We start from the raw sequence: 18,471 nt of genomic DNA, 5'->3' as shown, positions 1-18,471 counted from the left end.
CATCCAACCGGCGTAACGACGGCCCTGCCTGGGCGGCGGGGCGGGTACCGCTGTTGTTTCGCCCGCTCCCACCGGCCTGTGCGGGTTTCTCCATCCGCGTGCGCCGCCAACAGGTATGCGCGGTCTGTCAACGACGGCCGAATTTTGACCCCTTTTCGACGGTTGAAAGTTGACCCCCTGCCGGTTGGTTGATGGTCATTCTTCGGTTGGGGCCGCGGTCGGGACGCGGCCGAGGTCGCGGTCTTTGAGTCTGTAGCTGTCTCCTTTGAGGGCGATGACTTCGGCGTGTTGGACGAGGCGGTCGATCATGGCTGCGGCGACGACGTCGTCGCCGAACACTTCGCCCCAGCGGCCGAACTGCTTGTTGCTCGTGACGATCAAGCTGGCCCGTTCGTAGCGAGAGGACACCAGCTGGAAAAACAGGTTCGCTGCTTCGGGTTCGAACGGGATGTAGCCGACCTCGTCGATGACGAGCAGCGGGTAGCGGCCGAGGCGGACCAGCTCGGCTTGGAGCTTGCCTGCGTGGTGGGCCTCGGCGAGCATGCCGACCCAGTCGGCGGCGGTGGCGAACAAGACCCGGTGCACGGCTTGACAGGCCCTGATCGCCAGCCCGATCGCCAGATGGGTCTTGCTGGTGCCGGGGGCCCAGGAACACCACGTTGTCCTTGGCCACGACGAAGTCGAGGGTGCCCAGGTGCGCGATGAGGTCGCGTTTGAGTCCGCGGGCGTGCTCGAAGTCGAACTCCTCCAACGACTTACGGGCCGGGAATCGCGCGGCCCGGATACGGCCTTCACCGCCGTGTGACTCCCGGGCGGAGACTTCTCGCTGCAGACACGCCACCAGGAACTCCTCATGGCTCCAGGACTCGGCGCGAGCGCGATCAGCCAGGCGCTCCACCGACTCACGCAGCGTCGGCGCCTTGAGCGCTCGAGTCAAGAAGGCGACCTCGGCCGACAGATCACGCACGGTCTTGGCTGCTGTCGTGGCGCGGGTGGCCATCACGCCACCCCGCCGTCGAGGTCGTCGAGGCCCAGGGCGGTGTCGTAGTCGCTCAAGGGCCGCTGCTCGACGTCGGGTTCGGCGACCGGACGCAGCACCCCGACCCGCTCACGCCGCAGCGCGCGTGCAGCCGCAACGTGTTCGGGGTCCGAGATCGTCTGGTGCCACGCCCAGATCCGCTCGTGATCGGCGACGACCCGGCCCTCGCAGAGCACCCGCACTCGCCCCAGGTCAGCGATCACCTCGATGCGGCGACCAATCACCGAGGGGTGCACCGAGTAGTCATTGCTGTCCAGGCGGACGTAATGATCACGTGCCAGTCGTGTCGCCAAGCGGCGACCCGATACCGGCGCCACCGGCGGCAAGGCCAGCATCGCGTGGCGATCGGCGACGATGCGATCTGTCGGGGCGCACCCCAACGCCCGGCGCCGCCGGGTGTTGACCACGTCTCCGACCTGGATGTCGAGTTCAAGGAAGGTGAACAGGGCGGCGTCGGTGCCAGCTCGCGTTCGTACTCGGCCAGGGAACCCAGGACGCCGATCATCATCCGGCCCGCAGCGGTCCCCCATGCGCCTCAATCGCCTTACGCAACACCTCGTCATGGGCGGCCAGCGCGTTCCGCATGGCGTCGGCGTCGGACTCCCACCGACGAGTCGACCCCTCCACATCGGTGAACAAAAACGTCACCACCCCCGACGGAGCAGCCGCCGTCATGGCATCGCCTCGGCCCAGGCGATATGTCCCTCGAAGCCAAGCCTTCTCGCCATGTCGCGGTAGCGATCCCGATAGTCGCGGTAGGTGGCCTCATCCCCGTGCGCCTGGGCCAGCAGAGCGCGTAGTCGCAACAGCCAGATGTCGCGTATCACGGGACCCTCATCGGCTGGCGCGTCGGCCAGCCGCTCGATTGCGGCCTCGGCTTCGGCCACGTCACCCTCGGCCCCGCGATCGAGCAGTGTGTCCACCAGAACACCGGTCGCAGGTATGCCCCATGCCAGCAGCTGTCCCTCGCGGACCAGATGGTCGACGGCGATGCGCATCAGCGGGATGGCGTCGTCGCGATCTCCACGCCAAGCCCTCTCACGCGCCAAGAGCCCGTTGACGCCCGGTAAATCGCCCAGGTGGTGCCCCTGGCGCAGGAACACGTCGGTGACCTCGGCCAGCAGCTTCTCTCCGCGGCCACGCTCGGGAGCTGTTTGGCGGTGCACCATCGCAACGCCCAGCGTCAGCCGGGCGTGGGCCAACGCGAAATCGTCACCGGATCGTTCGGCAATCCGTAGGGCATCCTCGATCTCGCGCACCGCCGAATCGTCGGGCCTCAGCACGCCCATCGGTATTCCCCCGCCGTAGGCGTAGGTGACGGCCCCGGCGTAGGTCAGGGGGTCGGCGTTGCGGGCCATGGCCAGGCCGTGCCGCTGGTCGTCGCGCCATCCGCGACGACCCAGGCAATACCGGGCCATAGCCCGCGTCGTGAAGGCGAGCGCTAATGGAGACCCGAAAAGGAAGTTGCCTTTCGACGGGTCACCGTCGGCCAGGTCGATGACCCTTTGTGACCACCGCAGCATGTCAGACCACTCGGCGTTCTCCCACTTGGCGTAGATCGGCGCGAAGGACAGCCCCACCGTCAAGGTCGGATCGCCGACCGACTCGATGAGGGCCCACGCTTCAGATGCCAGCTGCGACGCCTCGCGCACCCGGCCCTGATACGCGTGATCGGCCACCAGCCCCGCCATGGCGATGGCCAGTGATGCCTGGTCTCCGGCGGCGGTGCACAACTCCCGCAATTCATCAAAGCGGTCGCCAGCCACATTCACATGGACTCGCCAGGCGATGCCGCACAACATGGTGCGCGGGGCAATGCGCATGGCTGCCCGGTTATGGTCGTCGGCGGGTAATGCCTCGGCGATCTTTCGGGCCCGCTCCCAACTCAGCCAGGCAGCGGCGATGTCGCGGTTGGTCGCCCATGTCGCGGCGCGCATGTGCCAGCTATAGGCGGCGTGCAGATCACCCGCGGCCTCGAGATGTTCGGCGATCAGCGCCGCGTTCTCCTCCGCCGCTACTGGGTCACGTGATTCGATTGCGATCGCGACGCGCCGGTGCAACTCGGCGCGATCCGATTTGAGCTGCGATTCATACGCCACGGTGCGGACCAGTGGATGGTGGAACACATACTCGAGTTGTCGGGTGAACCTGATCTGATCGATGAACTCGCCCCCCAGCAGGTTCTCAAGGACAGGATTGATCCCCAGCGTTTCCAGCAGGCCCCGGCTGAACCGCGAGCCAATCACCGCCGCCGCGCTCAGCGTGCGCTTGGCTTTCGAGTCAAGGCGGTCGATGCGCGCGGCGATGGTCGCCTGCAAGGTCGCTGGCACACTGACCTCGGCAGCATCGGCGGTCGATTCATAGACGCTGCGGTTGCCCCGTAGGACGCCGCGCTCGGCCAGGTCGCGCACGATCTCCTCGGCGAAAAACGGGTTTCCGGCGGCCCTCTCGGCGATCGTCTGGCCCAGGCCGCGAACGGAGGGGTCCGGCCCGAGCAGCTCTGAAACCAGTGCTGCGGTTTCCGAATCACTCAGCGGCGCAAGGGCGATGGTCTGAGCACCGGCCACCCGGCTCAACGCACCCCGATATTCGGGGCGGTAGGTGACCAGCACCAGCGAGGGCGTCTGCGGGATCACGGTGAGGAAATCGGCGATCGTCGATTCGCTGACCTCATCGATCCAGTGCGCGTCCTCAACGACGTAGACCGCGGGCGTTTCCCGAGCCAAGGAAGCGGCATTCAGCAGCGCCGTCAACCGCCGCCGCCGGGCATCGGGATCGATTGCCGGTAACGGAGCAGTCGGGTCGGCGATGCCCAGTAGGTCATGGAGCAGCAGCAAGTCCTCGGGGTCTGCGTCGGGAACGCGGTCGCGCACTCGATCGCGTGCGGTCTGCCCGGCAAGACCCTCGACCCCGGCGGCCGCGCGCAGCAGCCGTGCCACGGCATGGAAGGGGACCTGGCTGGTGTGTGACTCGCAGAAGGTGGTGAACACCTCCACGCGCCGACGCCCTGCGATCGCCACCACCTCGCGCACCAGGCGGCTCTTACCGATCCCCGGGGAGCCCACCACGCCGACCACCGCGCCGTGTCCGTCGGTTGCGCGGTCCAGCAGGGCCTCGACGGCGGCCATTTCCCATCGCCGACCGACCAGATTCGACTCAGTACGTCCGACTTCGCGATGCGCCTCCGGCACGCCCAGCAGCCGCAGGGCGCTGACCAGTTGATCGGTGCCCTTGATGCGGACACGCTCAACTTCACCGAGAGTCGCCGCGCCCTCGACCAGCCGCGCCGTGGATTCGCTGAGCATCACCGCGCCCGGCGGTGCCACCGATTCCATCCGCTGCGCCATGCCGACCTGCTCACCGACGGCGGTGTAACCCAAAGCACTCGAACCGATCTCACCGGCGATCACCTGGCCGGAATTGAGGCCCAGCCGCAGGTGCAAGGCGATGCCATCGCGCCCTTCGACATCCTTGGCCAGTTTGGCGGTCTCTGCGTGGATATCCAAAGCCGCCATGCAAGCGCGGATGGCGTGATCCTCCAACGCCACCGGCGCACCGAACACCGCCATGATCCCGTCGCCGGTGAACTTGTCCACCGTGCCGCCGTAGCGTTCTACAACTGCGGCACAGCGGGCGGTGAGGTCGGCCATGATTTCGCGCAGCCGCTCCGCCCCGACGGCTGCCGCGATGTCCATCGAGTGGACCACGTCGGCGAACAGAACGGTGACTTGCTTGTACTCCGCGCGGGTAGCGGCGTCTTCGACTGGTGAGCCACAGCCATGGCAAAAGCGGGCGTGCTCCAAGCTTTCGGTGCCACACGTCCGGCACGCTGCTATGGCCGTCACCCGACCCTCCGCCAATCCCGGCCCCAACGTTTGCGGGGTGCACTAAGAATAGGCGGTTGGGACCATTCCGCGACGAGCCCTCGGCGTTCACGGTGGGTGGTACCGACACGAAGTTTTGAGAACCTCATATGTCGTCATATTCGAGACGTGCGCGAGCTGGGTCTGTTACCCGCGCTCGTCCTTCGAAACACCTTTCAATATTGCGCTAAGTAGTCCGTCGAACTCAGTCTCCGCTTTAACGCCTGAAACTGTGCCGGTCAGCACTTGTAAGAGCAAAGTGCCGATGAGTGCGTTCGCCACCGCATTGAGGTCGGCGTCGGCATGTAGTCGACCGTTGTCTGCAGCTCGATGTAGCCGTGTCAGCAGACCAGCGTGTTGCGGGATGCTCAGCTGCTCATAGAGCGCCTCGTTGTCGAGTGGGCTGGCTGCAGCAGCGGCGATGAGGGCGCGCACCAATCCCGCGTTCGCGGTGTCGGCAATAAATTCGGCGTGCTCGACGAGCCATGAGCGCAGGTCGGCGTAGATGTCTCCGGTGTCCGGCACGGTGAACGATCCGCTACGTCCGTAGACATCCAGAACAGCTTCGGCCACCAGTGGTGCTTTCGACGGCCATCGCCGGTAGAGCGTCTTCTTGCCCACCTGCGCGCGGGCCGCGATATTTTCCATCGACAGCTCGGCGTAGCTGGTGATCGCCAGTAGTTCACGGGTCGCCGCGAGGATCGCAGCGTGCAGTTGCGCGTCTCGTGGCCGACCGCCCCTTGGTTGAGGCATGGCGCGAGCTTATGGCGTTAACCCCAGGTTGGCGCACGTCCGTGCAGAGGTAGACACGGTTCTGGCGGTCGAAGCGTCGAGCAGGGAATTGCAATCTCACGCGGATATCCAAGGTGATGCGGTAGCTTTTCAAATGTTACGACACGCTGCGTGTCGTAAGTCGTTGAGCTGGCATCCGTAAGAGAGGACCCCAGGTGAGCACCCTGCCGTTGTCGGTGCCGAAGAGTTGGGACGAAATCACTCCGGACTGGATGTCGAGAGCGCTGGCCGAGCACCATCCCGGTGCCGCCGTCAGTGACGTGGTCGTTGAGCTTCGCGACGATGGCACGAATCGTCGTGCCCGGCTGGGTCTGAGTTACTCGGCAGGCAGCGGTCCGGCGACCGTCTTCGTCAAGGCCGCCGATCCCGCACACAAAGAACTGATCCGCATGACCAGTGGGATGTTCCACGAGCCGCGACTGTTCAGCTCGGGAGTGCCCCTCCCCCTCGAACATCCGGTCGTGTTCACCGCCCTGATCGATGAAGACGCCTACGACTTCATGCTGGTCATGGAAGACCTCACCGCACGCGGAGCTGAACCACGTGACGCCACCAGGCCGATGACTGTTGAGCAGGTCGCCTCCGGTGTGCGCGGGCTTGGCCGGATGCACGGGCAATACTGGGGCGAGCGTGTTCTCAGACACCCAGGTCTCACCTGGCTGGAGCCGTTCCTGCCTTGGGACGGAATGCAGTATGCGCCATTGCCATCCGCCCTTGAACGCCTCGGTGAGGATGCCCCCGATGAAGTCATGTCGTTGACCATCGAGCACCTCATCGAGTCGGTGTGGAAGCCTTATATCACGACGCTGACGACATCGCCGCAGACGCTGTTGCACGGTGATCCTCACATCGGCAACACCTACCTCACCCCGACGAACGATGTCGGGTTCCTCGACTGGCAGGTGACCCGTCGAGGTAACTGGTCCCTGGACCTCGGCTATTTTCTGCAAGGGGCCTTGACCATCGAGGATCGCCGACAACACGAACGTGACTTACTTCAGGAATACCGTGACGCCCTGGGGCTGTCCCGTGAAGAGATGCCGTCTTGGGACGAAATCTGGTTGCGCTACCGGGCGTCAGTGGCACATGGCCTGACGCTGTGGCTCTGCACGGCCAGCAGTGATGGTGGCCTGTGGCAGCGTGTCGACATCGCCGTCGCTCTCGCGCAGAGGTACTCGGCGGCCTACGCCGACCTGAACACCCCTGCCGCGCTCGCCGACGTAGCGACTTGACGCAGGGGCGAGATGACGTAAGAACGAACGCACCGGGCTCGCACCGGAATCCGACATGTTCGGTCGCACGAAGATGCGACTGATTTTTGAGACTCTCGTATGTCGTCTATTTCGAGACCGCGTTCAGCTCCGATCGGGCCTGGTCGATTTGGTCGTAGGCGTACGTAGCCATGGCGGCGGTGGTCATCGCTTTACCCTTCCGTGCGAGCGTTTCGTAGGTCTCGTCGCCGAGGACGTGGCGGAGGTGGGTGATCGTTGTGGTGATTTCAGGGAAGCCCGCCGTGCTGAGGGGATCGACGGCGAAACTGGCGATGACCGCCGCCGGTTCGTAGCGTCCGAGCCTGGGCACGCCCTTGAGCTGGTGAGCGCCGGCGGTCCTCGAACTCGAGTCCTGACCCGATCACGAGGTCTCGCAGCGTGCTGGACACGAGCACCTCGTTCCGGCCCGGCAAGTGCGCTCACCGCGCCCCGATGTGCACAGCGATACCGCCAATGTCGTCGCCGTTATCTGCGCCGCCGATGCGCTGCGCCCACAGCTCGCAGTCTGCGACGCCGTGGTTTAGGCGACTGGACTACTTACCTGCAGGTCCCGTAGCTCGGGAATAACCCGCTCAGCGAGCTGGCGGACGGTGTCGATGTCGCTTCCGTACACCATCGCCAGGAATTGCTGGAGACCCGCTCGCACCAGGGGGGCATAGTGGGCGATCACCTCGCCTGGGGTCCCGGCCACGATGCTCTCGGTAGTGATCTCACGGATGAAGGGGGGCACGTACCGGTCGAGTTTCTCGGTCACCGCAGATCGAGTGTCGGCAATGATCAGCGGAAGGGTGGTGTTGGTCTTCAGCACCGAGTCGTATGGTCGTCCCAGCCGTTCGCACCAGCCCCGCAGTGCCGCGAGTCGGCGCTGTACACCTTCGTCACCCTGGACTGCGCCCGTCCACTGGTGTTGGCCAAAATTCGAGGCGTCGGCCTGCTCGGCCACCTGCCGCAACGTGACCCGCTCGCCGCCTCCGGCGATGAGGATCGGGATCCGGGGCCGTTGGACCGGCGCCGGTTTCAGCGGCTCCGCGCTCACGCGGTAGTGTCGGCTAGCCGGAGCCGAGGGGGCATCACCCCAGAGCCAGCGCAGGGTCCGGACCGTCTCATCCAGCATCTCCTGCCGCTCGCGGATACTGCGCAGCTCGATCCCCATTTGCTTGAATTCGTCTTCGCTGTCGCCCATGCCCAGCCCGACCACCAGGCGGCCAGTGCTCAGTGCATCGATGTCGGCGGCCATCCGCGCCAGCACCAGCGGGTTGCGGTACGGGACGCAGGTGACGAGCGTGCCCAGCCGGATACGCTTTGTCACCCCCGCAACAGCGGCCAAGGTGATCCAACAATCCGGATACCACACTGGATGGTCGGTGACCCAGAATCCGTCCAGTCCCAGCCCTTCGACCTGCAGGACGAACTCTGTGAGAGCGGGCAAGTCGCCTCGCGGACCATTGACGATCCCGAAGCTGATCGCCGTACGCCCCGTCTCGACCCACGGATGGGTGACCCAGGTTTCATCCAGTTGCCGCGTCCCACTTGACACCGCAGGCATCGTGATGCGCCCTCCGCCAGAATTCTTTTCCGCAGCAGAATTTATATTCTGTGCTTACAGGTGAGCGGCTGGCGTTTCTGGAAACCGCCGCAACGACGGGCGGTGACTTCCTCAAGACCAGCATGGAAATGGCACACCTGGCAGTCCCTGCCAGGGCCTCAAAATATTCTTTAGCCAGTCTGTGTCACGGCCGCTTGAACCTTTTTGCCAGCCCTAGCTGACACCGGGGAGCACACCCATCTGAGTCAGCACGGTGGCCATATCAAAATAGACCTTCTCGCATAGGAGTCGATCGCCGTCGAACTCGAAAATCCCGACTACCGGAATCTCGACGCGGCGTCCGGTTGGTGGGATGCCCGCCCACTCACCGTTATGGGTACCTGTGATCAGCCCTTCGCCGAATACTGCGTCGTCGGCATGGCGCATTCTGCCGATCTCGGCGTGCAGGTCGGGAAGGCCGACCATTAAGCCTTGCAGCAGCTCTCGAACGGCCTCCTCACCATCGCTCGGGACGCCGTTCACCTCGTAACGTGGATGGGCGAAGGTAGCGATTGTCGCCTCGATATCGTGCCGGTTTTCCGCCTCGGCGTGCTGATTGACGATTGCCTCGCGGCGCTGGCGAAGGCTGGTGATGTCCTCGACCGCTGTCATTACGGAGCCTCCTCGATGCCTCGACGAATCCCCCGATAGGGCGTCACTCTAGAACACCTGCGAGATGCGTGGGCAGCTTTGCTCATAGAAGACTCACTACCTTTGCCTAAAACGAATGAGCATCGTGACCACTGGAATTTGTCCCGAATGTTGCTGTTTGCCAGCTATGGTTTGGCTGGTAGCACCGTCCCAGCCCCTGGGTCGAAGCCTGCCGCAGGGAGGTGGGGCTTGAGTGACGACGCAATTGGCATTGGCGGTGTCGACCTTGCCGATCCGGATACTTATCAGTCCGGCATGCCTTACGAGGCTTTCCGCGAACTCCGCCGACGAGCCCCGGTTGCCTGGCACCCGTATAAGGACGGACCCGGCTTCTTTGCCCTGACGGGCTACGACGAGGTCCAGGCCGTTTCGCGGGACAGCGCAACGTGGTCGTCGCAGGCAAAAGGTGTCATGTTCCATGTCCCGCCCCCCGACCAAGTTGCCCCGGTGATGATTTTTATGGACCCGCCTCGGCACACCGCATTGCGCAAGTTGATCAACAAGGGCTTCACCCCGCGCCAGGTCGCGCGGCTGAACGATCGCATCGCGGACATGGCGCGGCAGATCGTCGACGACGTGATCGAGCGAGGCGAATGCGACTTCGTCGACGATGTGGCGGGTGCGCTGCCGTCCTACGTGATCGCAGAAATGCTTGGCATTCCACTCGAAGACGGTCGGCGACTCTACGAACTGACCGAAATCTTGCACACCGGCTTCGTCGGCGACGGCGCTAACGAGCAGGCGACGATGCAGATGTTCCAGTACGGCACAGAGCTCGCGGCGCGCAAACGTACGGACCCAGGCGACGACATCGCCACCTCTTTACTCCACGCCGAAGTTGACGGTCAGAGCCTAACCGACTTGGATTTCAACTTGTTCTTCATGCTGCTGATCGATGCCGGGGGCGATACGACCCGCAACCTAGTCGCAGCGGGCATTCTCGCGCTGATGGAGCACCCCGTGGAGCGGCAGCGGCTTGCAGCAGACCCTGCGCTGATGCCGACCGCGATCGAGGAAATGCTGCGCTACACGTCCCCGGTGACGGTTTTCGCGCGCACCGCGACCGAGGACACCGAATTGCGCGGGATACCCGTCAAGGCGGGCGACCGGGCGGCGATGTTCTACCCGTCGGCCAACCGCGACGAGAGCCGGTTCGCCGATCCCGACCGCTTCGATATTGGCCGGGCACCGAATCCTCATATGGCCTTCGGTGGAGGCGGGACCCATTTCTGCCTCGGCGCGAACCTCGCGCGCGTGGAGGCCTCGGCGATCATCCCCGAGGTGCTGTCGCGAATGAATGGCCTCGAACTCGCGGGGCCGGTCGAACGGCTGCGGTCGAACCTGATAAACGGCATTCGGTCCATGCCCGTCCGATTCACACCTGCTCGGCCTTTGACGGCCCAGTCCTAACAACGCGACCAAGCGGGCGGCTTATCAGCTGCTCTCACTGGCGCAGATCGGACTCGAGAGACATCCAATCATCAAGGGGTGCGAGCACTTTCATCTAATGCAACTCGCAGCAGTTAAACTGGTAACGGAGCGTGCTCAACAGGTGCGAGTTCTTCCTGGCCAACCCAACAGCTGCCCATACCCTGTCCCGACCCCACAAACGCTGCTGTGTTCGGACTTCGGCGGCAGTTCTCACGATGGAGCCCTCCGGCGCCTTTCCGGCAAATAGGGTGCAAGGGGCAGTTGCCTTATCTCACGCGGCGTCGTGGCCGGTAGGTTGCCGCCAAGCACAGGGAGGCGCAGGTGGCGAGGGCTGGGTTGATCGGAAGCGCCGTGGTCGGCGGCGCGCTTGGTGCGGCCGGCTGGTGGGCAGCGCGGGAAGCGGTCGAGTCGATCGAACGGAAGCCCGACCCGTATCCACAAGACCTGCTCGCCGTCGAGCCCTCGGGCGAGGAGGTCCTCATTAGCCGCCCGGACGGGACGCGTCTTCGGGCCGTGGTGGCGGGCGAGGGGGCCACTGTCGTGTTAACCCACGGCTATGGCGTCACGCTCCGGGAGTGGAACGTCGTGTGGGACGCGCTGTTGGCGGTCGGTCACAGAGTGATCGCCTTTGACCAGCGCGGCCACGGTCGCTCGATTACTGGCTCGGACGGCATCGGCTCTGAGCCAATGGCAGCCGATCTGGTCGCCATCTTCGAGCACTTCGACGTTAGCGACGCCGTGCTGGTCGCCCACTCGCTAGGCGGATTCATCGCGATCCGCGCCCTGCTTGACCATGCTGACCTGGCGCGACGACTGCGTGGTCTCGTGCTAGTCGCGACTTGGGCCGGCCGGATCCTCGACGGAGCGCCGCTGATGCGGTTGTTGACCCCACTCGGGCAACTGGGAATTCTAGATCGACTGGTGCGCACCAGGACTGGTGGTTTGTTGTTCGGCGCTTCCCAACTAGGAACTCGCCCGTCACCGGCGATGATCTCGACGTTGCTCGATATGTACACCGAGCAAGACCATAAGGCGCTACTCCCGGTCGGGCTGGCCTGCAGACATGAGGACCGCTGTCCGCGTCTGGGCGAAATAACAGTGCCTACTGTTGTCATGGTCGGTTCTGCGGATCGCACCACGCCGCCGAGCCACTCGGCAAGGCTCGCCGCCGGGATACCCAACGCGCGGCTGATTACCGTCCCGGGCGTCGGCCAAATGCTGAATTGGGAGGCTCCAGGGCCCGAACTTCTGGTCGACGTTATCGGGTCATTTCAGAAGCAAGATTGACCACGGACATCAGGCAGCAACAACGGTTGCGACGGAAAATATTGGGACACAATGCAACTCGCAGTAGTTCGATAATCGAAGGTATGTGAGGTCCGGGCCGCCTAGTGGACACGTCGCCGTGGAGGCCCTTGTATTGTGACCACGGTATGGTTCTGGGATCCGCCACAAAGATGAGAAAAACGCGTCCGCCATTTTGATGAGAATTCTGCAAAGTCGCAGGTAGAGGCATCGCCATCCGCCACCGAGTTTGGGAACCTACAAGCGGCAGCGCCGGAGGCGCTTCCATTTTGCGAATACGATGGCGGCATCCGACTGTGGCATACCCGGCTCGGCTGGGAGGAAGCTCGTCCGTCGCACTGTCGCGCCTGCGGCGCGCCGCTGGATGCTTACCGGGTACTTGTCGGGATAGCGCAATGTGTCTGTGCCAGCTTGCACCGCACTCACATGTGCCGGAACTGCGGTGAGACGACTTACACACCGCCCCTTAGTGACTCGTGTCTACTGCAAAACCTCGACGGGCGCTGTTCCCGAGACATAGAGGATAGGTAGCCCCAGACAGGGGGCAACACGCGCCGCAAGCGCTGTCACTGCCCGTCGGGGCACCATCGTTAGGGGTGCGGGAATATAGCTTCGATTCGGGGCCCGTCTGTGGACCAGAAGATCTTGTACGGCGGACGGCCGATGACTGGCAGACGCATGCGGATACCATCGGGAGTGGTGATCGCGGTGGACAGCGACTGAGCCTGGCCGGGAAGGCGGAAGATGAATTCGATGGTGTCCAAGACGCTGTTATACAAGTCGACGTCCGGACCGTTCTCCAGCGCGTCGAGCTGGGCGTCGGCGACTTGCGAGTAATGACCCTCAACACTCACGTTCTGCGGGCCCGCGCACGACGTACCGTCGGAGCTGCCGCGGCGCGTGCCAGCAGGTCGCGTAGCTCGGGATCGGAATCGAATTCGTGCTGAGCGTCGGTCACCACCTGCGCTGGCTGCAAAAGCAAACTGCCATCAGGGTTTTCGCGCATCACAAAGCGCTGATTGGGATGGCCGGGCAGCACTGCGCGGCTGCGGTCATCGGTTTCTATAACTGCAGGTTCAGTCACTACATAAGTATAGCCCATATTCCCATAATGGGCAGGAGGCGTATCGTCGACGAATGAGACCGCAGTGAGCGCTTCAAGCTGACGCACGCAAGGCGAGTCGGTTGTTAGACGTTCCTGGCTGAGCAACGGCTTTTACGTCTTTCAGGAAGGATCGTCGCCGCCAACGGGCGCGAATGTCGTCGAAGTTTAGGGGTCCGGCGGCCGCCCGGCGGTGTCGTTGACGAACACGCCGCGGGCTGGTTGCTCGGCGCGGGTTTTATAGCGAATGTTTGCCCAACGTTGCCCGAACGGCGCGTCACCTCGCGGCATACTCGATTATTGGTTCAGAGAACACCTGACCTCCCGGCGACGTGACTTGCTGGTTGTTCGTCGCACCTTATTATCGGGATTCAGAAATCATCTGAGCAACAAGATCTTTTAGCAATTCAGCTCTAGCGGACTACTCAGCATCGGCGACGGCGGCTGAGCGCGTCTGCATAAACCACTTGCGAGTTCGGGTGAGGCCGGTAGTCTCGTCGGCCTCACCACCACGGATGCCCCAGAGGTCGTACGCCCAACGCCGGAGCACGGTGCTCTCGTCCTCGCTCATCTCCGTGAGCACGTCACGTGAGTCGAGCAGGTATGCCACTGCAACGACCTCACCGGTCGACCAGACGTAGCGGTAGTTGTCCCAGCCGTCGGCACGGACGGCGCGGCATCGGGCAACGAGGTCGTCCCGCCGATGCGGCAGGAGGTCTTCTGGCAGTCCCGCCAAGATGTGGCTCGCGAGCTGCCCAGGTGTGTGGTCCGTCATTTCATAATCGTCTCTGCTCGGTCATCTCTGTTCGTTGGCCAGCCGGCGCGGCTCCTGCTGCAATTCTTCCTGGCGGGTGTGACAATTCGTAACCTTGACAGGACGGTTTCATGGTGTTTTGCCCGGCGCGATGATGCTGATGCCCAGGGCGGCGGCGGCCTCGGTGAGGCGATTGTCGTAGGTAACCAGGGCGGTGAATGCTGCCGTGGATGCCGCGGTTTGAGCAGTGGCCAGGTGTATCGCGTCCAGTGAGCGCAGTGCGGGGTCTTGGTAGGCCGCCGCGGTGGCGCGAATGACAGGGTCGATTTCGAACCGGTCCAGCCGTGCGAGCACGACGGGCACTGCAGGTAATCCTTCTGGGGCGACTGCCCGGATGGCTCTTGGTAGCTCAACTTCGGTCAAAGCGGATGTTATCCAACGGGTTTCGGTGCGCTGGTCGAGCCAGTCAGCCAGATCTTCAGATTCGGTTTCGATTCGGATCAGCTTGACCAGAGCCGAGGTTTCCAGATAGATCACCGGGTTAGTATCTTTCGGCAGCCCGCATGCGCTGCAACAGTGTGCCGGCGTCGAGCCCGCCGCGGATCGGAACCGTGGGCCGAGGCGCCGGGCCGCGCAGGGTCGCCGGTTGCACCCTGCCGGTACTGATCAGCGCGTCGAGAGGGCCGGCGGAAGCCGGGATTATTCGGGCGATGACCTCGCCGCGCTCGGTAAGGGTGATCTCCTCGCCGCGCTTGACGCGGGCCAACACTTTTGAGGTCTCTTGGTTGAGCGTTCGTATGGATACTTCACTCACAGTGCCAACGTACTACGTTGCAGTTCTACATTCCAGGTTCGGGTCACCCCGGTACATCGGACGTGACGCTGATGAGGCGGTAGGGGAGGCGTATAGCCGCCTTCAACCGTCTGCTTCAACGCGAGGCGCTGTGGTCCGTGGCGCTCTGGTCGGTGGCGAGGCCGTAGAGACGCATCCCGTCGGCGTCGGCCTCCCACCGACGGGTCGAACCCTCAACATCGGTGAACAGAAAAGTCACCACCCCCGAAGGAGTAGCGGCCGTCATGGCATCGCCTCGGCCCACTTCATGTGGCCCTCGAAGCCCAGCGACGTCGCCATCGCGCGATAGCGATCCCGATAGTCGCGATAGGCGGCCTCGTCACCGTGTGCCCGGGCCAACGGCGCGCGCAGGCGCAGCACCGCCACCTCGTTGAGCGCAAATCCCGGTTCGATCGGCGCGGCCGCTAGGCGCTCCACCGCGTTTTGCGCTGACCGGATGTCGCCGTGTGAGGCGCGGGCCAGCAGAGCCTCTACGAGAGCGGTGACGGCGTGTGCCAGTCCAAGCGCTTCGCCGCAGTCGAAGAGGTGATCCACCGTCTGCGCATCGTGTCGATGGCGACGTCGAAGTTTCCTGCTTCAGTGTTAAGTTCCGCCAACCCGATGTCGGCGACCGCCGCACCGAGGACGTTGTTCTGCCGAAACAGGGCGTCGCGACCTGTGCGGAGCAGCTCCCAACAGACGCGCCGATCCCCATCCTGCCGCCGGATCAAGGCAAGTCCGCGAGTGACGCGGGCAAGGGCAAGGCCGACATCGTTACCGCACTGCTCGGCGAGTTGCATTGCTTCAGCGGTGTCCTGTTGCGTGGCCTCGTCCGACGATATGGTGCCGGTTAAGATCCCGAAGGCGTATCCGTGGGTCATAGGTATAACCAGTGCAGCCGGGTTCGGATCGATGCCGCGCTGCATCGCGATCGCTCGTCGAAGATCGCGACGCCACCCGCCGCGGCCCAAGCAGCTCCCAGCCAGCCCGCGGTAGAGATGTGCCATTGCCAGGGGTGATCCTAAACCGGGAATTGTCCCCTTCGTCGGATCACCGTCTAACAGATCGATGACTCGCTGGGCCAACTGATCTGCTGTGCCAATCTCACCGGCGTGCAACTTGGCGAACATCGCTGCCGAAAGCACCCCAGTCATCGACACGGGGTCTGCGGCAGACGCACACAGTCGGATCTGCTCGGAGGCCAGCTCGGATGCTTCGCGCAGACGAAGTTGTAAAGTCAGCGGTGTCAACAGCCCGTACATGGCGATGGCCATCGACAGCTCTTCATCCGTTCCGGAGCACAATTGCCGCAGTTCATCGAACCCGGCATCGGCCACGCTGCCGCCGACCAGCCAGGTGGTTAAGCACAGCATCGTCTTGGGCGCAATGCGCGATGCGGTACGGCCCGGGGCGTCCGCAGGCAGCGCGTCGGCGACTCGGGCTGCCCGCTGCCAGCTGAGACGTGCTGCGGCGAAATCACGCTTGGTCAGCCACATCCCAGCGCGCATGTGCCAGGCGTACGCGGCAGGCAGCTCGGCGGCGGCCTCTAGGTGGTCGGCGATCAAGGCGGCATTCTCATCGATCGATCCCGGCTGTTGGTCTTCGATGGCGGTCGCCACTCGCCGGTGTAACCCGGCGCGATCCACCTTGAGCTGAGCCTCGTAAGCCACCGCATGAATCAGCGGGTGGTGGAATACATACTCCGGTCGTGAGGTGAATCTGACCTGGTCGACGAACTCGCCCCTCAAAAGCTCTTCGACAACCACCGGCTGGATGCCCACAGCAGCGAGCAGCTCAGGTGTGAAGCGTGAGCCGATCACCGCCGCCGCGCTCAAGGTGCGCTTGGCTTTCGGGTCAAGCCGATCGATGCGCGCGGCGATGGTGGCCTGCAGCGTCGCAGGCACGCTCACCTCAGCGACCTCTGCCGTCGAGATGTATGCGCCCGGCTCCCCGCGCAGCACGCCACGCTCGGCCAGTTCCCGCACGATCTCCTCGGCGAAGAACGGATTCCCGGCAGCGCGATACGTGATCGTCTGGCCAAGCCCGCCAACAGAGGGGTGCGGGCCGAGTAGCTCGGAGACCAGTGCCGCGGTCTCCGAATCGCTCAGCGGCGCAAGGGTTATGGTTTGTGCATCTCCCACGTGAGCTAATCCGCCACGATATTCCGCGCGATATGTGATCAGCACCAGCGAGGGCGTCTGCGGGATCACCGATACGGAGTCGGCCAGCATCGACTCGCTGACTTCGTCGATCCAATGGACGTCCTCAACGACATAGACCGCTCGGGTTTCCCTGGCCAACAACTCGGCATTGACCAGTGCGCTCAACCGCCGCCGACGGGCATCAGGATCGATTGTCGGCATGGGAATCTCGGGATCGGCGATGCTCAGCAGGTCATCTAAGAGCACCAAATCCTCGGGGTCCGCGTCAGGAACCCCGGTGCGCACTCGATCGCGGGCGGCCTGCCCGTCAAGAACCTCGACGCCGATGGCCGCGCGCAGCAGCCGCGCGACGGCATGGAAGGGAACTTGGCTAGTGTGCGACTCGCAGAAGGTGGTGAACACCTCCACACCGCGGCGACCCGCCATCGCCGCCACCTCACGCACCAGACGGCTCTTGCCAATGCCAGGCGAACCCACCACGCCGACCACCGCGCCGTGGCCCTCGATGGCGCGGTCCAACAACCCCTCAACGGCGGACATCTCCCAGCGCCGACCGACCAGATTCGACTCAGCGGGCGCGGCACCTCGATGCCGTTCCGACAGGCCCAACAACCGCAGAGCGCGGACTGGTTGATCAGTGCCCTTGATGTGGACCAGCTCCGGTTCACCGAGGGACGCCACGCCTTCGACCAGCCGGGCGGTGGAGACGCTGAGCATCACCCCACCGGCAGGGGCCACCGATTCCATCCGCTGGGCCATGCCGACTTGCTCACCGACGGCGGTGTAACCCGCTGCCGCCGTGCCGATCTCCCCGGCGATCACCTGCCCGGAGTTCAGTCCCACGCGCAGCTGTAAGGCGATGCCGTCGCGACGGGAAACCTCCTGAGCCAGATCGCTGATGCCGCTGTGGATCTCCAGTGCAGCCCGGCGCGCCCGAAAAGCGTGGTCCTCCAACGCCACCGGCGCACCGAACACGGCCATGATCCCGTCGCCCGTGAACTTGTCCACCGTGCCGCCGTAGCGCTCTACAACTGCGGCGCAGCGGTTGACCAGCTCGGCCATGATCTCGCGCAACCGCTCCGCGCCCACTGCCGCGGCAATGTCCATCGAGTGCACCACATCGGCGAACAGGACCGTGACCTGCTTGTACTCCGCCCGGGTATCGCCGTCTTTGACTGGTGAGCCACAGCCGTGACAGACCCGGGCGTTCTCTAAAGGCTCAGTGCCACACGTCCGGCACGCCGCTATGGCCGTCATCCGACCCTCCGCCGATCCGGGCCCGCGAGTTTTCACGGTTCTCCCAGGATAGGGCGCTAAACGTCCGCACATTGGACGTTATCGGTGAGTGAACGCCATGTTCGCGAACCCGCGACTTCAAGATCCCTTATTTCTCCTCTTGAGGTCGGTATCCCGGCTCGGCTGGACCCGTTTCGGTTCGCCTGCATCTTCGGAGTGCCACACCGTTGACCGCTGTGCTCACCAGTCGGTATGCAAGCGACACGCGAGCGTTATGCACCGGGTTGTCGGGCGAATTTTCGCCGACCTCGAAACAGGTGAGCTTCGTTAACCTTTCGTCGCATCCCGACGCCGGTCTGATAGCCAGAACTCATGGCGCCGACGTGATGAGCGCCATGCCGACTTAACAGGATGCGTATCATCGAGGCGCGGTGGTCGCCACGGCGAG

16 protein-coding genes and 3 pseudogenes are annotated in these 18,471 nt (G+C 64.0%); 3 read left to right on the top strand and 16 right to left on the bottom strand.

Annotated elements, in window-relative coordinates; translation table 11 throughout:
* Positions 1–195: 195 nt before the first annotated feature.
* The 5 genes and pseudogenes from istB to ACLP9N_RS02940 form a co-directional block, all read right to left on the bottom strand.
* Positions 196–1,000: pseudogene (istB, locus tag ACLP9N_RS02960) on the bottom strand (IS21-like element helper ATPase IstB).
* A pseudogene (locus ACLP9N_RS02955) lies at positions 1,000–1,443 on the bottom strand (Mu transposase domain-containing protein); the annotation flags it as partial. The pseudogenes ACLP9N_RS02955 and istB, both read right to left, overlap by 1 nt.
* 100 nt (positions 1,444–1,543) lie before the next feature.
* Positions 1,544–1,714: a hypothetical protein gene (locus ACLP9N_RS02950; protein WP_442405995.1), complete on the bottom strand. Its 171-nt coding sequence runs from the start codon at positions 1,712–1,714 to the stop codon at positions 1,544–1,546.
* Positions 1,711–4,884 carry an ATP-binding protein gene (locus ACLP9N_RS02945; protein WP_442405990.1) on the bottom strand — a complete coding sequence of 1,058 codons (3,174 nt, stop codon included), beginning with the start codon at positions 4,882–4,884 and terminating at the stop codon, positions 1,711–1,713. Before ACLP9N_RS02945 ends, ACLP9N_RS02950 begins: the two co-directional genes overlap by 4 nt.
* 165 nt (positions 4,885–5,049) lie before the next feature.
* Complete coding sequence (locus ACLP9N_RS02940) at positions 5,050–5,655, bottom strand: TetR/AcrR family transcriptional regulator (protein WP_442405989.1); 606 nt, start codon at positions 5,653–5,655, stop codon at positions 5,050–5,052.
* A gap of 251 nt (positions 5,656–5,906) precedes the next feature.
* Between ACLP9N_RS02940 and ACLP9N_RS02935 the strand changes: the two genes are divergently transcribed.
* On the top strand, positions 5,907–6,926 hold the full coding sequence (locus ACLP9N_RS02935) for a phosphotransferase (protein ID WP_442405992.1): 1,020 nt from the start codon (positions 5,907–5,909) through the stop codon (positions 6,924–6,926).
* 106 nt (positions 6,927–7,032) lie between these two features.
* On the opposite strand, the pseudogene ACLP9N_RS02930 reads toward ACLP9N_RS02935, so the two are convergent.
* From ACLP9N_RS02930 to ACLP9N_RS02920, 3 genes and pseudogenes are all read right to left on the bottom strand, one after another.
* Positions 7,033–7,429, bottom strand: a pseudogene (locus ACLP9N_RS02930) (hypothetical protein); the annotation flags it as partial.
* A gap of 56 nt (positions 7,430–7,485) precedes the next feature.
* Positions 7,486–8,511 carry an LLM class flavin-dependent oxidoreductase gene (locus tag ACLP9N_RS02925; protein ID WP_442405988.1) on the bottom strand — a complete coding sequence of 342 codons (1,026 nt, stop codon included), beginning with the start codon at positions 8,509–8,511 and terminating at the stop codon, positions 7,486–7,488.
* Between the two features lie 213 nt (positions 8,512–8,724).
* Positions 8,725–9,162, bottom strand: coding sequence for an ester cyclase (locus tag ACLP9N_RS02920; protein WP_442405987.1), 438 nt, complete (start codon positions 9,160–9,162; stop codon positions 8,725–8,727).
* Positions 9,163–9,456: 294 nt separating this feature from the next.
* On the opposite strand from ACLP9N_RS02920, the gene ACLP9N_RS02915 reads away from it, so the two are divergent.
* Together ACLP9N_RS02915 and ACLP9N_RS02910 are read left to right on the top strand one after the other, a co-directional pair.
* The gene (locus ACLP9N_RS02915; protein ID WP_442405991.1) at positions 9,457–10,611 is read left to right on the top strand and encodes a cytochrome P450; all 1,155 of its coding nucleotides are present in this window, start codon (positions 9,457–9,459) and stop codon (positions 10,609–10,611) included.
* Positions 10,612–10,953: 342 nt separating this feature from the next.
* Positions 10,954–11,919, top strand: coding sequence for an alpha/beta fold hydrolase (locus tag ACLP9N_RS02910; RefSeq protein WP_442405986.1), 966 nt, complete (start codon positions 10,954–10,956; stop codon positions 11,917–11,919).
* 608 nt (positions 11,920–12,527) lie between these two features.
* On the opposite strand, the gene ACLP9N_RS02905 is transcribed toward ACLP9N_RS02910, so the two are convergent.
* The 8 genes from ACLP9N_RS02905 to ACLP9N_RS02870 all read right to left on the bottom strand — a co-directional run bounded on the left by ACLP9N_RS02905 (position 12,528) and on the right by ACLP9N_RS02870 (position 18,044).
* Positions 12,528–12,791 (bottom strand): hypothetical protein, encoded by a 264-nt coding sequence (locus ACLP9N_RS02905; protein ID WP_442405985.1) that lies wholly within the window; start codon positions 12,789–12,791, stop codon positions 12,528–12,530.
* A complete protein-coding gene (locus ACLP9N_RS02900) occupies positions 12,788–13,147 on the bottom strand; it encodes a hypothetical protein (protein ID WP_442405984.1) in 360 nt (119 codons plus the stop codon). Before ACLP9N_RS02900 ends, ACLP9N_RS02905 begins: the two co-directional genes overlap by 4 nt.
* A 313-nt stretch (positions 13,148–13,460) precedes the next feature.
* Positions 13,461–13,814 carry a hypothetical protein gene (locus tag ACLP9N_RS02895; RefSeq protein ID WP_442405983.1) on the bottom strand — a complete coding sequence of 118 codons (354 nt, stop codon included), beginning with the start codon at positions 13,812–13,814 and terminating at the stop codon, positions 13,461–13,463.
* A 108-nt stretch (positions 13,815–13,922) separates the two neighbouring features.
* Positions 13,923–14,330 (bottom strand): type II toxin-antitoxin system VapC family toxin, encoded by a 408-nt coding sequence (locus ACLP9N_RS02890; RefSeq protein WP_442405982.1) that lies wholly within the window; start codon positions 14,328–14,330, stop codon positions 13,923–13,925.
* 4 nt (positions 14,331–14,334) lie between these two features.
* The gene (locus ACLP9N_RS02885) at positions 14,335–14,607 is read right to left on the bottom strand and encodes a type II toxin-antitoxin system Phd/YefM family antitoxin (protein ID WP_442405981.1); all 273 of its coding nucleotides are present in this window, start codon (positions 14,605–14,607) and stop codon (positions 14,335–14,337) included.
* Between the two features lie 115 nt (positions 14,608–14,722).
* Positions 14,723–14,872 carry a hypothetical protein gene (locus tag ACLP9N_RS02880; RefSeq protein WP_442405994.1) on the bottom strand — a complete coding sequence of 50 codons (150 nt, stop codon included), beginning with the start codon at positions 14,870–14,872 and terminating at the stop codon, positions 14,723–14,725.
* Positions 14,869–15,063 carry a hypothetical protein gene (locus ACLP9N_RS02875; RefSeq protein ID WP_442405980.1) on the bottom strand — a complete coding sequence of 65 codons (195 nt, stop codon included), beginning with the start codon at positions 15,061–15,063 and terminating at the stop codon, positions 14,869–14,871. The genes ACLP9N_RS02880 and ACLP9N_RS02875 overlap by 4 nt, the downstream gene beginning before the upstream one ends.
* A 53-nt stretch (positions 15,064–15,116) precedes the next feature.
* Positions 15,117–18,044, bottom strand: coding sequence for an ATP-binding protein (locus tag ACLP9N_RS02870; RefSeq protein ID WP_442405979.1), 2,928 nt, complete (start codon positions 18,042–18,044; stop codon positions 15,117–15,119).
* Between the last annotated feature and the right edge of the window lie 427 nt (positions 18,045–18,471).

Origin of the sequence: Mycobacterium sp. (assembly GCF_052144515.1) — a bacterium.
Taxonomy (GTDB): domain Bacteria; phylum Actinomycetota; class Actinomycetes; order Mycobacteriales; family Mycobacteriaceae; genus Mycobacterium.
The sequence above is the reverse complement of the archived record's forward strand: the minus strand, read 5'-3'. Positions and strand labels throughout refer to the sequence as shown.

Bases quoted from the DNA above. Each gene is read 5' to 3' on its own strand.
- ACLP9N_RS02950 (WP_442405995.1), bottom strand. From the start codon at position 1,714: ATGACGGCGGCTGCTCCGTCGGGGGTGGTGACGTTTTTGTTCACCGAT.
- ACLP9N_RS02935 (WP_442405992.1), top strand. From the start codon at position 5,907: ATGTCGAGAGCGCTGGCCGAGCACCATCCCGGTGCCGCCGTCAGTGAC.
- ACLP9N_RS02880 (WP_442405994.1), bottom strand. From the start codon at position 14,872: ATGACGGCCGCTACTCCTTCGGGGGTGGTGACTTTTCTGTTCACCGAT.
- ACLP9N_RS02940 (WP_442405989.1), bottom strand. From the start codon at position 5,655: ATGCCTCAACCAAGGGGCGGTCGGCCACGAGACGCGCAACTGCACGCT.
- ACLP9N_RS02925 (WP_442405988.1), bottom strand. From the start codon at position 8,511: ATGCCTGCGGTGTCAAGTGGGACGCGGCAACTGGATGAAACCTGGGTC.
- ACLP9N_RS02915 (WP_442405991.1), top strand. From the start codon at position 9,457: ATGCCTTACGAGGCTTTCCGCGAACTCCGCCGACGAGCCCCGGTTGCC.
- ACLP9N_RS02895 (WP_442405983.1), bottom strand. From the start codon at position 13,814: ATGACGGACCACACACCTGGGCAGCTCGCGAGCCACATCTTGGCGGGA.
- ACLP9N_RS02920 (WP_442405987.1), bottom strand. From the start codon at position 9,162: ATGACAGCGGTCGAGGACATCACCAGCCTTCGCCAGCGCCGCGAGGCA.
- ACLP9N_RS02870 (WP_442405979.1), bottom strand. From the start codon at position 18,044: ATGACGGCCATAGCGGCGTGCCGGACGTGTGGCACTGAGCCTTTAGAG.